Raw genomic sequence first — 12,950 nt, forward strand, 5'->3', positions numbered from 1 at the left:
ATCCATCATGAGTATCGGTCATTATGTAGACACGCGCATCGCATCCCCCCCTATTCGCCTGAGCTTTCTATAAATGCAAAAAGGCATGCGCCTAAAGAGATAACTCTCCTAAGCTCATGCCCAGCATTTCGCTAGTTACACGCTAATTCGTTATACGAAGAACAACTATGTTCGTCCTAACCATAAGGTAGAAGATTCGCACGTGATTAGCAATAGAATCGACAAAGGCTCCCATAAAAATCGAATAGGTTACACAGAACGCCATTTCCTGCACAAGGAAGCACGAAGCATCCCAATTTCGAAAGGAATGACAGATGATGAACAAAGAACAGACCGAAGCCGCGATTACGGAACATTTCCGCAAAAAAATTCGCAAGGACAATAAGATTTACCATGCGTCCCTCCTTGTCCACTCCGATCGGCTCGGCATTCATTTGAATTTGGCTGAAGGACGATCCGCAGCGTTCGAGATCCATGCGGATCAACCCTTCTATATTGCGAGCATCAGCAAACTATTCACCTCCGTGCTCATCGGTATGCTCGTCGAAAAAGGACTCCTCGCCTACGATGAACCTATCTCACGATATTTGGACAAGGATCTGCTGCATCAACTCCATCTGGTTCGAGGCAAGGATTACACACATGAAATTCTGATCAGACATTTGTTAAATCATACATCTGGGCTCCATTGCTTCTTCGAAGATCGGCCAAAACGCGTGAAATCGATGATTGACATGATTGTCGATGAACCCGAGCGAACATGGACGCCGCTGGAAACATTACAGTGGGGTAAATCGCATCTCCATGGGCATTTCCGACCCGGCCAAGGGTTTCACTATTCCGATACAGGTTATCATCTCTTAGGATTGATCATCGAGAACGTGATGAAATTGCCTTTTCACGATGTTATACATATCTATATTTTTACGCCGCTTCGCATGCTCCACTCTTATGTTGCACCCGGCCAGCCGAGTAGCCAGAATGAACACCCGATAGCCCGTTTATTTATTCGAGATATCGATGTAACGGATTATGACAGTCTGAGTTTCATGTTTGCCGGAGGCGGGATCGTGTCTACGACGGAGGATTTGCTGCGATTCATGCGTGCCCTGGTCCATCATGAGCTGATTCGATCTGAGACCATCGACACGATGCTTGGGGACTGGGCGAGGTTCTTTCCGGGGATTGATTACGGATATGGGGTTATGCGTTTCCGCGCCATCCCCCTTCTTATGCCAGCACGTTATCAGGCGTGGGGAAATGCCGGCTCCACCGGTTCTTTCATGTTCTATCACCCTGCCACTGATGCATACTTCATCGGGAGTCTGAATCAATTCCGCTATCATCAAAAAGGAATCCGGTTGATGATGCAGACGATCGATAAGCTGCTGAAATGTGATGCTTAAGTGCGGTTGTTTTCAATTTCCAAAAAAAAGAGCTCCGCGAATTCGCGGGGCTCTTGATGTCTCTCTAGGACGTCCATGTTACAAAGGCGTCTGGGTTGGAACGAATGTAAGCGCTGATAAGCTGCAAGCTATCTGCAAAACAAACCTGAAACTGCTCAAATAAAGGAGGTAATGACGATTGTACATCTACAGCAGTTCGATCTGCTGTGGTTCGTAAGCCAAGGGTCTCAGCTGTCTCTTCCAGCAGCGCAATCATTGACGTGTCGCCAAAAAACCGCAAACCGCCCATGATACCTTGCCAGTAACCTGGCTGCTCGTGTAAGTAAGATACCCACGAAGCATATCCATCCGCTGAGCCTTGCGCAGGAAATAATAGTCGGAACATGCATAGCGCCTGCTGTCCAGGGTGGAGTTCAGCAATTTTCTCTGCCTTCACGGACAACTCTCGTCCACGAATTTGTAAAATCGTCGGTTCAATGCAAGCGGAGATCAGCTCCATATCCCCTAAACGGTCGAACATCATTTTTTCCATTTCAATCACCAATTGTATCACCCTCCTTTTTCCATTTTATTTTTGATTGATTTATAAGTCAATATAAAAACAAAAAAATTTATTGCCCTCAACGCAGCAATAAATTCATCCCTATCGCTTAACCCTTCAATAACGCAACGGACGATTCCACGATCTGATCTAGAACTTTCTTCAGCTGCTCCTTACGTTCCTCTTCAGAAAGATCCTCCGCTGTAAGTTCTTGCTGCACCTGATCCAGATAGTTCATTCCTTGGGATACGGAGCCCCAGAATTGCATGGCCATCAAATTCGCGTCACCTGCTGGTACCATCCCCTGCTCCATTCCCATCACAAGCATGCGTGTCATCGGGCGCATGAAATTTTTCACCCAATCAAAAGGTGATATTTCATCCGGCGTATACAGATGATGCAGATCCAGACTAATCCGACCGAAAAATCGAGAGACGGCTGGCCGATCTAGCACCTGCTCACAGACGATTCGGGCATAATGCTGGAATAACTCTAGAACAGGGCCTTCCTGTTCGAAGTACGTCTGCGTAAATCGTCTCGACTCTTCCATTAACATTTCATAGAGCTCGCGAAACAGCGTTTTTTTATTTTTGAAATAGTAGAAGACCAATCCATGCGCGAGACCCGCCCGATCCGCAATCGCTCCTACTTCAGAGGCGGCATAACCCTTCTCCACATAGACATGCATCGCCGCCTGAAGAATCTCTTGCTTGCGCTGTTTGCGAATCTCTTCATTCTGTTCTTTTGTACGAGGGGACATCATAATCACCTATAATCATTGTCATGGTTATTAATCGGACTATTATAAGGAGAATCGCGCTGGCTTGTCAATCATTTGACGAAGCGCCAGTATTGGCGTTTCTCGACATCACGGACGATAATGCCCATTTTGCCCAGCTCTTGGCGCAGGTCTCGAACATCGATTTTCTCTTCTTCCTTCAGTGCCATTTCCCGAGCCTTCAAGATGGCATTCGCCGCAGCATCCAGATCTGGCGTATCCGGCACCCATCGCCGGTATTCCGCCTCATACGGATCTCCCCCCGGCGTGTAGGGATAACCGTGCTCGGTAAACGCTCTGCCGATTTGCTCTTCTTTGGAATCGCTCTTCTCTCGCGCCAGTTCGTGCCCCGAAGATCCAAGGATGACAAGATGCCCCCGGTCTACGAATACCCTACCAACATCGCCGCGGGCAATCGTACACTCACGCTCATCAATACGCAATGTCACTTCCTGGTCGCTGCACGCAATAACAAGACTCTCCTGAATCGCAAGATAGGCGATAACGAGTCCAGCGATGAAACCTAGAAGAGTTAGTCCCGCATCCAGCCATACCCCTTGCCAGGAATGAAGCAGTTTTAGCGGTCCTTCAAAAGGGCTCCATGGTAACTTGAGCGCCCATTCCGCAATACGAGGAAGAAAGTAACCGACGGCCAAACCGATCAATCCAAATCCGCCATACAGCATAACTTTGGTAGACGTTGAGTAGCCGACGACCGTCTTGGCATTGGAAGTATAAGCCATGTTCATGAGACTCCCTCCGTTCGTGTTGTAATCGTACGTACCATCCTTATCAGCTCTTGGCCGTAGGTTTCAAGATCCACTTGTCTCGTAATCGCGGCACTCGCCATATATTCCCCGATCGCGCCTTGGATCATCGAAGCCAGCACTTCGACGTGGAATGAACCGAATTCCCCGGTTGCTTGACCCTCCCGCAGAATCTTCTGAAGCGCAAGCTGAATGACATCTTCATCATCCTCAACACGGTAATAGGAAATGTTGTCCGGTGTACGCGCATGAAAGACGATTTCCAGAAGTGCAATATAATGTGCGGGATTCGTACCTTGATAGGCTAGACCCGCTTCGATGAAGGTATCCAACTTCTCGCGTGCCGTCGCAGCTCCTGCTACGCGATCCATAATATATGTCGCCGAGCGTTCCATCAGCTTCATGAGCAAATGGTTCATTAGATCACTCTTATCCGCGAAATGGTAGGAGATCAGCGCTGTGCTCACCCCTGCCCGCTTCGCAATTTGCGACAAGCTGGACTGGGCATACCCGATCTCATCCAGCGTCGCAATCGCACCGTTCATAATCTGCTCACGCCTCGCCTCAGCGATAAAACTCGTCTTCTCTTCCGGATGGTTCGACACCTGTATTCCTCATCTCTGATTGAATAATCAAATTTCTGATCAATTGATCAATTAATTGTTATTATATGCCATTCCTGCTGATTATGCAACTCAGATCATAGGGATGCGGGAGCGATTATTCCGTTGTTACATAAGAAGCTGCAGCTGCTGCAAGATAGTAAGCTAGCCCAGTCTGCTGGCTCTCAAGCATTTGAAGATGGAAGTCATCCGTCAAGAAAAACTGGGTCTGTGCAGCGAACGAAGTCGGCGTGGTCGAATGCCCGTGTGCGTTCAGAAAATCAAGATGAATGCCGATCCGCTGCCTTATCTTCTCGTCGTGATGCTTCACGCCATTCCGAAGCGATTCAGCCATGCCCCCCATAAACGCCATGGCTTCCTTGGCTTGTTCATTCATCTCTGGCACATCGATTGGTTCCGCTTCAGCAAGATTATAATCATAGGTTTCCTTCAAGTGCTGCCTCTGAGCATCCAGCGCTTCTCGCCAAGCTTCATCGCTCTCAAACCCCTGGAATAATTCTTGCACATCCATGCGTGTCCCGGCCTTCGAGTTGCGAAGCGTCTCTAGAATACGTTCCAGCCTTTGCTGACGCATCTCAAGCAGCTTCTCCTGCTCAATCAGAATTTGAATGCGATCGGGTTCGCCTTCAAGCAATTGATTGATTTGCTCCAGCGGGAACTCCAATTCACGATAGAACAGAATTTGCTGCAGACGCTCCAGCTCCTTCGTTCCATAGTACCGGTACCCTGCTTCGCTGATCTCATGTGGGATGAGCAGACCGATTTTATGATAATGATGAAGCGTTTTAATCGTGACGCCAGACATCGTCGATACTTCCTTAACCGTATATAGCATGATGTCATGCACCTCCTTCACTTAGTGTAAAGTCTCCTCTTAGGTCAGAGTCAAGTCATGAAAAAAAGGCACCCATTTCTCCCAAATGGGTGCCTCGCTTCCTTCAATCCCTGTTACTTCACAATCTGCTTCGCGATAGCCGCCAAGTCCGCGATATCAATCTTGCCGTCGCCATTGAGATCGCCAGCCTTAATCACAGCCCAATTCGGATCTTGGCTGGTCCGTCCATAATTGGCCGCCGCGATGGCCAAGTCGCCGATGCTGACCTTGCCGTCACCGTTCACATCGCCAGGAATGCCCGGCGTAACGACCGTTACTTGAATGGTCAGCGATGCAGCACCGATGCTTGTTTCCACACCTTGATCGTCTGCGACAAGCGCCTTCGTCACGGCAACCGTCCCCGTCATCGGCGCCGTCACATCCTTGGCCCGGAATGTCAGCTTCAGTACGTTCGCTTTACCGAGAACACCATGCGCTGCTCCTTCACTCGCGACGATGAACCGAAGCTTGCCCTCTGGCGTTATTGTTTTCTCCACGATGCTCACGCCTGGCAAGATAGATTCTGCACTGACATACGTCATCGCAGCCGCATCATACTGCAAGGATAAATCTTGTGCGTAGACGGAGCCGCTCACTTGATCGAGCCCGAGCGTAACCGTGAACGCTTCTCCTGCAGCAACCGTACTTTCACCCGTTAACGTCGTCGTTGGTGCATCAGGCTTGTTGTATTCGAAGGATACCTTAACAGGTTGCGACATTCCATCCATCGAGAGATAAGCATCGAGTTTCCCCTTTAGATCACCGGTAAGGCTGATCGTGAATTGGAAACTTCCCGCTTCTGTGCTTGTCGTCTGGCCTTCGTAGCGAACTTTCCCTTCCGAATCGAGCACTTTGATATTCACTTTGGACAAGCTGCCGTTCATGACAAGGCCGTCGATCATCACTTTCTTCGCATCGGCATCCACCACAGCTCTTGCACCGTCGATTAGCGTTATGTCACTGTCTCCCGAAAGGTTATATACGCCAAACTCATAGAAGGAGTATCCGTATTCCGTGTTTCTTTCAACGCCTTGGAATTTAACATATCTCGCTGTGACCGGCTCAAAACGGACCGTTTCTTTTCCTGCACGGGCCGTGATGATCCCGTTGTTGTCCTTGATCACGCTGGTCCAGTTCTGATTATCACTCGACACTAGGATTTTGTATGTTTTCGCGCGGGCGAGTTCCCAATCGATTCGGACCGTATCGAACGTTTTGGCTTCACCAAGATCGACTTGATACCAGCTGTCATCTTCGTAGTAGCTCGCCCATCTCGTCCAAGAGAATCCGTCCACCGCTTTTTCCGGCGCTAATCTTGGACCATCCACCTCAACGGAGGAAGCCGTCACCGCCTTGTTTTCCGCCAAGTTCCCGGCAAGATTATACACCTCTTCTTTCAGCGCGGCGTATGCCGTGTCCGAGATGATATGATCTTTAGCCAATTGTTCGAGCTTTACATTAAAACCTTTTAAGTACTTATCAAATTGCGCTGCATCCGTTCCTTTCGAACGTTTCATCAGTTCCAGAACATTGTTCAGCGAACGAGGGGCTTCCGCATTCGTGAACTGTCCCTGTTCGGTGAACCGGTCAACAAGTGTTTTCAGAGCCTCTACACTCGACCCTGCTTTGATGATATACGTCGTGGTCTTGGATTTGGCAGCGGATACCGTGATCACCAGCTCATGGTTGCCCGGTTTACCTGCGAGATCAACCGGCGTCCCTTTGGTGTACGGCTTACCGTCAAACATCGCCGTCACCTTCGTTAGCCCGCTTCCGTCGTCATCTTTGACTTCCCATGTAAACTGAACCGTCTCTGTATTCGGTACGACCATATCGTCATGCAACGTTTTCCCGTTGATAAATACTTCGGCTTCCGGCGGCGGGTTATTGTTGATGACATACGTTCCGTTTAAATATTGATACAGCCAGTCATACATTAATCGCAGCGTCGGATCCTTGCTTACCCCTAAGTTGTACACGGCATTATTGCCCTGGTAATATGCTCTAAAACCCTGCTGCATCAAGCCGGTGGTGACACCGCTGTTCAAGTAGTCAATGTAACGCTCGAGGAATACGCCATCCGTCAGCATCCGGTCATCAAACTCGACTTCGATCCCCATCCCGTACCGTTTCGCATTATTCGCCGCATCTTCCAGACGGTCAACATCCATTCCGCCGAAGAAATAGTTCGGTTGGTAGGCAACAGCATCAAACCCTACATCTTTCCACATGTAGCTTTTGTAAGCCAAAGAGTGAGGAATCCAGAAAAATTTCAGGTTCATGTCATGGACCTTGCTGCTTACGGCTTTTACCAAATCAGGTCCCGTCGAACTTGTGCTGATTTGCTCTTCCAGCCAGTACATGCCGACAAGTTCCAAATTGGAATAATGTTCAGCCTGCCATCTTTGGCGGACCTGATCCAGCCACCACTGGACCGCTTTTTGCCTGTTTTCGAGTGCTCTTGCTTCACCTACATCGGAACCATTAAAGTTTTCGGATACGCCGTCACCGTCAACGTCGCCAAAATTTTTCAAGTACTCGCCTGGATTCGGAATCATTAACACAACCTTCATTTTATGATCAGGCTGGTTCAGCTTGGTTCCAACTTCCACAGTAGCCTCATTCAGCTGCTGCATATCCCCCTTGGCTGCAAAGGTTTTATTCAAGTACCATTTCCAGTCGTCCAGAATCGTCTGCCCAACACCGAAGTCCCGGCCGGCGGGCGACGCCAGCCCGAGATATAACACGCCGTCGAACAGCCAATCGGTTGGCTCGCCATTTTTGTCCACGTAACTGATATTCGGGATAATTCGCTCCTTCTTCCAATCCCCCAGACCATTATCATACTGTCCGTTATATAGCAGATTCAGGTTTCGGATCCCGGCCGTAGCTTCCCCCGGCGCCAAGAAGTGAGGCGGCTCGGCAGGAACCTTCACAGCTCCATTGAGTTCATCGTCCGTACCCATAATTTCAATTTCATCAATGTATTCCCATAGCGATTGATGCATGGTAAAGATGACTTTCACATAACGCGCATACGCCATCTTGCCATCCGTATTCCCGCCCTTGATTCCGTCCCGGCTGCCGTCCCATACAAAGGTCTCCTGTCTAGGCGGCCCATCTCCCCAGAGGAGCTGGGTGGCGTTATGGGATAACAGGCCCCAATTCTTCTTATCGTCGGAGACATACATCGATACCGTCAGCGGCACGAGGATGGAGTTCTTCGGATAATCTTGGAAGAAATGAGCTGATATTTTTCCGATGGTCTTCTCCTGACCCAAATCGAACACCACTTCACGCGATTTTCCGCGGAGATGTCCTACCCATGCCGGGTCATTCATATCTAGCTTGCCGTATTTGCCATCCGTCAGCTTATGTCCGTTGTCGGGATGCGACGCTTCTGGCGCTTCGGACCATTCATAGGAAAGGCCTGCCGCGAGATTGTGGAATTTCACTTTATCCGGGATCGGTGGTGTTGCAGCCTCATCTGCTTGTGCGATCGTTACAGCCGGAACAGACGATTTCGCCTGCACCACAGAAATCGGGGCCATCAGCATGACGGCTGCCATGAGGAGGGATCCCCATTTTTTATACGAATTCATCAAGGCCAGCTCCTTTTTTTCTCGTTTCACGCAAAGCACCTAAATCCTTCCAACCCATTTACCTGTTCCCGGGTGAATGCTTAATGGGAATCCCCCCTTTCACGGAATCTGGCGCATATCATTTTGTAAGCACTTCCATTCATTCTCGGCTTCATGATACCGGTTAGGGTTTCAGGTAGGCAAGCAACATAATTTGATATGCTGCGCAATATTTTCGCATGCGATCGAAGCTCTTTTTCCACATAAAAGGAGAGAAACAGAACCATAAAAAGGCCATATCCGAACTGGACATGGCCAATAAATACTTTATGATTTCACGTGGATTCTCTTAGTACGATGCATAACGAATGCTATTTCGCAGACTTGTCCAAATATCGTCGGTCTCCGCCCCCATATACCAGAACGCGAAACCCGCTACCCCTCGCTTCGCCGCCATCATCGTCTTGAGTCCGAGTGAACGTCCGTCTTCCACCCAAATCCGGTGCTGACTCCCTTGACGAATGTAACTGACGACATACTGCCCCAGTTCCGAATCCCATGAACGGTTATAGGCTACGGAGCGCATGCGGTAACCCTGTTGAATCAAAGTCAGCTCTTCAGACGACGCCCCGCCTGGCTGCAGCGTCCAATCTCTTGTGTAATACGGAAGCGCTAGAACGGTCTTGGATGACGGAACGACAGAGAGCAGTCGGTCTAAGGCCGATTGAACCCATGGGAGTGAGGATACGGAACCTGCGACAGGATCGCCGTCCCAATGCTCATCATACCCCATCAATACGATATAATCCGTATATCTTCCGAGCGCTTCATAGTCAAAGGCTTCAGTCCAATCTGTACCCAGGTCCGGTGACACGTCAATGGACAGCACCGCGCCTGCCGCCCGCAAGCTCGTCCCGAGTTCGGAAATGAATGCCGTTAACGAGAGCCGGTCCCCTGGACTTACGTTCTCGAAGTCCACATTAATGCCAGATAATCCGTATGTCTTCACATATCCGGCAAGAGTCTGAATAACAGAAGCCCTCTTCTTCTCGTCCGACAGAATCTGATGCGTCAATTCCGAATCCGAATGATTGCCGAGCATCGCCCACACCTTTTTATTGTTCTGCTTGGCCCAAGTGGTAAGGCTGGCATCCGCATAGTTCGAAAGAGGTTTGGATCCCTTTTCTAGGAAAAACCACCTTGGTACGAGCGTATTAACGTGACTCTTCTTCACCTGCTCCTTAAACTGGGAGGTCGTTAATCCGTTTTGCCAGCCCAGCTGGATGCCTTCCTTCGGCGTCTTGTGGATCGCACTCGCCCACACCTTATCCTTCAGAATCCTGGCGAGTACCGCAGCCGTTTCCTCGCGGGTCATAGCCTCGGACGGACGAAACGTCCCGTTTGCCCCATCCATCAGGCCAAGCGTATGCGCAGCTTGCACATAAGGAGCCGCCCAAGGGGCGATTTGGTCCGCATCGTTATACGAAAGATCGCTACCAGCATCGTTACCGGGATTAACTTTCAGTGCCTTGACGATCAGAACGGCGGCTTCCTGTCTCGTAATTTGGGACGACGGCTCGAATGTACGCTTGCTTTTACCTTCAGCGATACCGAGTTGAACCGCAGCTTCAATCCAGCCGTAATACCAACTTTTCGCAGAAACATCACTAAACGTCGGGATATCGGCATCCACAGGCGCAAGCCTCAGCAAACGGTCGGTCATAGTCACAAATTCGGCGCGTGTCACGTTTTTTTTCGGTTCAAATTTCCGATTACCCGCGCCGTTTACGACGCCTTCCTTCACAAGTTCTATGATTTCGTTCTTGGCAAAACTGCCTGCAATATCGTCAAACGGCACAGAGGTAGACGCAGCCGCTGCGTTGGTATAAGCGCCGAACGCCACGGCCGTCGCCAGCCATACAACTACAACTTTATTACGTATTTTCAAAACAAATGCCTCGCTTTTTGATTTTCATAGAATAGATTCATAACCCATAACTTCTATCCTATCAAAAAAAGGCATGAAAGGTAGACGACCAAATCATGGAATACATGTATGAGACTTACACTCTCAAATGGTCCGCTCTCCATTTCGTGATCGCTTGCTTAATGGCATCAGGCTGCATCCCTGTCTCCGCAGCTTTGGAACAAAGTGCTGGGAACTCCTCATCTGCTGCGAACCGAAGCGCAATGATCTGCTTCACGTTCAGCCTTGGATCTAATAGCTTCCCGGTTAAGCGGTAATACCTGAAATTCTCCTCCTGACGAATGATCCGGTCTTGAAGCTTGGTACTGTACAGCCGTAGCAGCGCAGCAAGCAGCACGATTACAATCGCCATGCCGAAGAGTAAGACCGATGCGTAGCTGAATGCCTCTCTAATCACGTACACAACAGACGCGACCAACACAATTAACACAATTAGAGTCAGCACAAAATGATACATCGGATCTACTTTCTTATGATTTTGGTAGGTTTGTTGATTCGATTGACTCATCAATACATCTCCTCCTCTTCCATTTTACGAATTAAGATCATGATTGCCTTACTAATCATTTCATTCGTGCAAGCCGTTCATCTTCCTGCTGGATAATCACCTGATTTCAAAAAAATGGTTGCACAAATAATTGTGTATAATATATACTGATTACATAATACACAGTTAATTGAAGGGAGCATCCCCATGTACAACAACGCAATTGAAGTCAAAGGACTACGCAAGACGTTCGGAAGCCAGACCGTACTCCATGGACTCGATTTAACTGTCCCAGCCGGATCAATCTATGCTTTGCTTGGACCTAATGGCGCCGGCAAAACAACGTTGATCAACATTTTATCCACCTTGGTTGCACCGGATGAAGGCTCTGTGCGTGTCGCAGGCTTTGATGTGGTGAAGGAGAAGCAGCGCGTCAAACGGTCCATCAGCTTGACCGGCCAATTTGCTGCTGTCGATGATGTACTGACGGCGGAGGAGAATCTACGTATGATCTGCCGACTGTCGGGACTTACCAAGGAACAGTCCCATGTTCGAAGCCAGCATCTGCTCAGACAATTTGACCTTACGGCATCGGCGAACAAACAAGTCAAGACCTTCTCTGGCGGAATGCGTCGGCGCTTAGACCTTGCGACCAGTCTCGTCGTCAATCGATCGATTGTCTTTCTTGATGAACCAACGACGGGTCTTGATACCATCAGTCGACGAGCCTTGTGGGATATCATTCTGGGCTTAAGCAGTGAAGGTATCACGATTTTCCTCACGACTCAGTATCTAGAAGAGGCTGATCAATTAGCCGATACGATTGCGGTGATCCATGGTGGTCGTGTCGTCGCATCCGGAACACCATCAGAGCTTAAATCACGCATCGGCGGTGAAGTCATCGAGCTGACCAACGCGAAGGATCAAGTCATTCGCACCATCCCTACGTTCGGCGATATTCATGATGTCAGCCGAATACTCCACGAACTCTCTCACACCCTACCGAAGGATACACAAGTAAGCATACGCAAACCAAGTCTAGATGATGTCTTCGTTGCGCTTACGACTTCATCTGAAATGAAAGGAGCTATCTCATGATCACATCTCAAACGACGGTTCAACCGGCTTCCATCTGGGTTACAAATCGCGTCTTTATTGGACGTAGTCTCCGCCACAGCATCAGAAATACCGAAGCTTTGATTATGGCTATCATGCTGCCCGTCATGCTCATGCTCTTATTCACTTACGTCTTCGGCGGCGCGATTGAACCTAGTGGTAATTATGTGAACTACGTCGTTCCCGGTATTATCCTGCTCTGTGCGGGCTTCGGTTCATCCAGTACCGCTGTGGATGTCTCCAACGACATGACCAATGGAATCATTGAACGGTTCCGTACCATGCCCATTCAAGCGATTGGTGTCATTACCGGCCATGTAGTCGCGAGCCTCATTCGCAATATGATGGCGACAGGTGTCGTGATCGCCGTTGCCTTGCTCGTGGGGTTCCGTCCCACAGCGAATGCAGTGGAATGGCTTGCCGCACTTGGCGTCATTCTACTCTTCATTCTCACATTCACGTGGCTGTTCGCAGCCATCGGAATCGTCGCTGGCAGCCCTTCTGCTGCATCTGGATACGGGTTCATCCTGCTATTCCTACCGTACCTTTCCAGCGCCTTCGTCCCTACCGATACCATGCCTTCTTGGCTGCAAGGGATTGCAAATCATCAGCCAATCACACCCGTCATCGAGACCATTCGCGGACTGCTCACCGGAACGCCGCTGCAGCAACAAGGCTGGATCGCTGTCGCCTGGTGTGTAGGGATTCTCCTCATCGCCTTCCTATGGAGTATGCTGTCCTTCCGTAGACGGGCTGGTCAACGATAAGACATTTATTCAATAATAAATAA

The 12,950-nt window shown here is 49.4% G+C and carries 11 protein-coding genes; 3 read left to right on the forward strand and 8 right to left on the reverse strand.

What is annotated here, in order from left to right; translation table 11 throughout:
• Positions 1–314 precede the first annotated feature (314 nt).
• Positions 315–1,406 carry a serine hydrolase domain-containing protein gene (locus tag GCU39_RS16235; RefSeq protein WP_227793223.1) on the forward strand — a complete coding sequence of 364 codons (1,092 nt, stop codon included), beginning with the start codon at positions 315–317 and terminating at the stop codon, positions 1,404–1,406.
• Between the two features lie 64 nt (positions 1,407–1,470).
• Here the strand turns inward: GCU39_RS16235 and GCU39_RS16240 are convergent, their stop codons facing one another.
• The 8 genes from GCU39_RS16240 to GCU39_RS16275 form a co-directional block, all read right to left on the reverse strand.
• Positions 1,471–1,938: a hypothetical protein gene (locus tag GCU39_RS16240; protein ID WP_193726506.1), complete on the reverse strand. Its 468-nt coding sequence runs from the start codon at positions 1,936–1,938 to the stop codon at positions 1,471–1,473.
• A gap of 118 nt (positions 1,939–2,056) precedes the next feature.
• Entirely contained in the window at positions 2,057–2,710 is a 654-nt protein-coding gene (locus tag GCU39_RS16245) for a TetR/AcrR family transcriptional regulator (RefSeq protein WP_227793224.1), read from the reverse strand.
• A gap of 68 nt (positions 2,711–2,778) precedes the next feature.
• A complete protein-coding gene (locus GCU39_RS16250; RefSeq protein ID WP_152394478.1) occupies positions 2,779–3,474 on the reverse strand; it encodes a YqeB family protein in 696 nt (231 codons plus the stop codon).
• Positions 3,471–4,037: a TetR/AcrR family transcriptional regulator gene (locus GCU39_RS16255; RefSeq protein ID WP_152397279.1), complete on the reverse strand. Its 567-nt coding sequence runs from the start codon at positions 4,035–4,037 to the stop codon at positions 3,471–3,473. The genes GCU39_RS16250 and GCU39_RS16255 overlap by 4 nt, the downstream gene beginning before the upstream one ends.
• Before the next feature lie 175 nt (positions 4,038–4,212).
• Positions 4,213–4,950 carry a MerR family transcriptional regulator gene (locus GCU39_RS16260; RefSeq protein ID WP_152394479.1) on the reverse strand — a complete coding sequence of 246 codons (738 nt, stop codon included), beginning with the start codon at positions 4,948–4,950 and terminating at the stop codon, positions 4,213–4,215.
• A gap of 113 nt (positions 4,951–5,063) precedes the next feature.
• Complete coding sequence (locus GCU39_RS32020; protein WP_152394480.1) at positions 5,064–8,591, reverse strand: DUF4855 domain-containing protein; 3,528 nt, start codon at positions 8,589–8,591, stop codon at positions 5,064–5,066.
• A gap of 328 nt (positions 8,592–8,919) precedes the next feature.
• Positions 8,920–10,518 carry an S-layer homology domain-containing protein gene (locus GCU39_RS16270; protein ID WP_227793225.1) on the reverse strand — a complete coding sequence of 533 codons (1,599 nt, stop codon included), beginning with the start codon at positions 10,516–10,518 and terminating at the stop codon, positions 8,920–8,922.
• A gap of 115 nt (positions 10,519–10,633) precedes the next feature.
• Positions 10,634–11,065 carry a DUF6526 family protein gene (locus GCU39_RS16275; RefSeq protein WP_152394481.1) on the reverse strand — a complete coding sequence of 144 codons (432 nt, stop codon included), beginning with the start codon at positions 11,063–11,065 and terminating at the stop codon, positions 10,634–10,636.
• Between the two features lie 186 nt (positions 11,066–11,251).
• Between GCU39_RS16275 and GCU39_RS16280 the strand changes: the two genes are divergently transcribed.
• Positions 11,252–12,142: an ATP-binding cassette domain-containing protein gene (locus tag GCU39_RS16280; RefSeq protein ID WP_152394482.1), complete on the forward strand. Its 891-nt coding sequence runs from the start codon at positions 11,252–11,254 to the stop codon at positions 12,140–12,142.
• Positions 12,139–12,927 (forward strand): ABC transporter permease, encoded by a 789-nt coding sequence (locus tag GCU39_RS16285; protein ID WP_152394483.1) that lies wholly within the window; start codon positions 12,139–12,141, stop codon positions 12,925–12,927. The genes GCU39_RS16280 and GCU39_RS16285 overlap by 4 nt, the downstream gene beginning before the upstream one ends.
• Positions 12,928–12,950: the final 23 nt, after the last annotated feature.

It is taken from the genome of Paenibacillus guangzhouensis, assembly GCF_009363075.1.
Taxonomy (GTDB): domain Bacteria; phylum Bacillota; class Bacilli; order Paenibacillales; family Paenibacillaceae; genus Paenibacillus_K; species Paenibacillus_K guangzhouensis.

What these genes read in the sequence shown, in the direction of transcription:
- GCU39_RS16235 (WP_227793223.1), top strand. Translation starts at nt 315, where the DNA reads ATGATGAACAAAGAACAGACCGAAGCCGCGATTACGGAACATTTCCGC.
- GCU39_RS16240 (WP_193726506.1), bottom strand. Translation starts at nt 1,938, where the DNA reads ATGGAAAAAATGATGTTCGACCGTTTAGGGGATATGGAGCTGATCTCC.
- GCU39_RS16245 (WP_227793224.1), bottom strand. Translation starts at nt 2,710, where the DNA reads ATGATGTCCCCTCGTACAAAAGAACAGAATGAAGAGATTCGCAAACAG.
- GCU39_RS16250 (WP_152394478.1), bottom strand. Translation starts at nt 3,474, where the DNA reads ATGAACATGGCTTATACTTCCAATGCCAAGACGGTCGTCGGCTACTCA.
- GCU39_RS16255 (WP_152397279.1), bottom strand. Translation starts at nt 4,037, where the DNA reads ATGAACGGTGCGATTGCGACGCTGGATGAGATCGGGTATGCCCAGTCC.
- GCU39_RS16260 (WP_152394479.1), bottom strand. Translation starts at nt 4,950, where the DNA reads ATGCTATATACGGTTAAGGAAGTATCGACGATGTCTGGCGTCACGATT.
- GCU39_RS32020 (WP_152394480.1), bottom strand. Translation starts at nt 8,591, where the DNA reads ATGAATTCGTATAAAAAATGGGGATCCCTCCTCATGGCAGCCGTCATG.
- GCU39_RS16275 (WP_152394481.1), bottom strand. Translation starts at nt 11,065, where the DNA reads ATGAGTCAATCGAATCAACAAACCTACCAAAATCATAAGAAAGTAGAT.
- GCU39_RS16280 (WP_152394482.1), top strand. Translation starts at nt 11,252, where the DNA reads ATGTACAACAACGCAATTGAAGTCAAAGGACTACGCAAGACGTTCGGA.
- GCU39_RS16285 (WP_152394483.1), top strand. Translation starts at nt 12,139, where the DNA reads ATGATCACATCTCAAACGACGGTTCAACCGGCTTCCATCTGGGTTACA.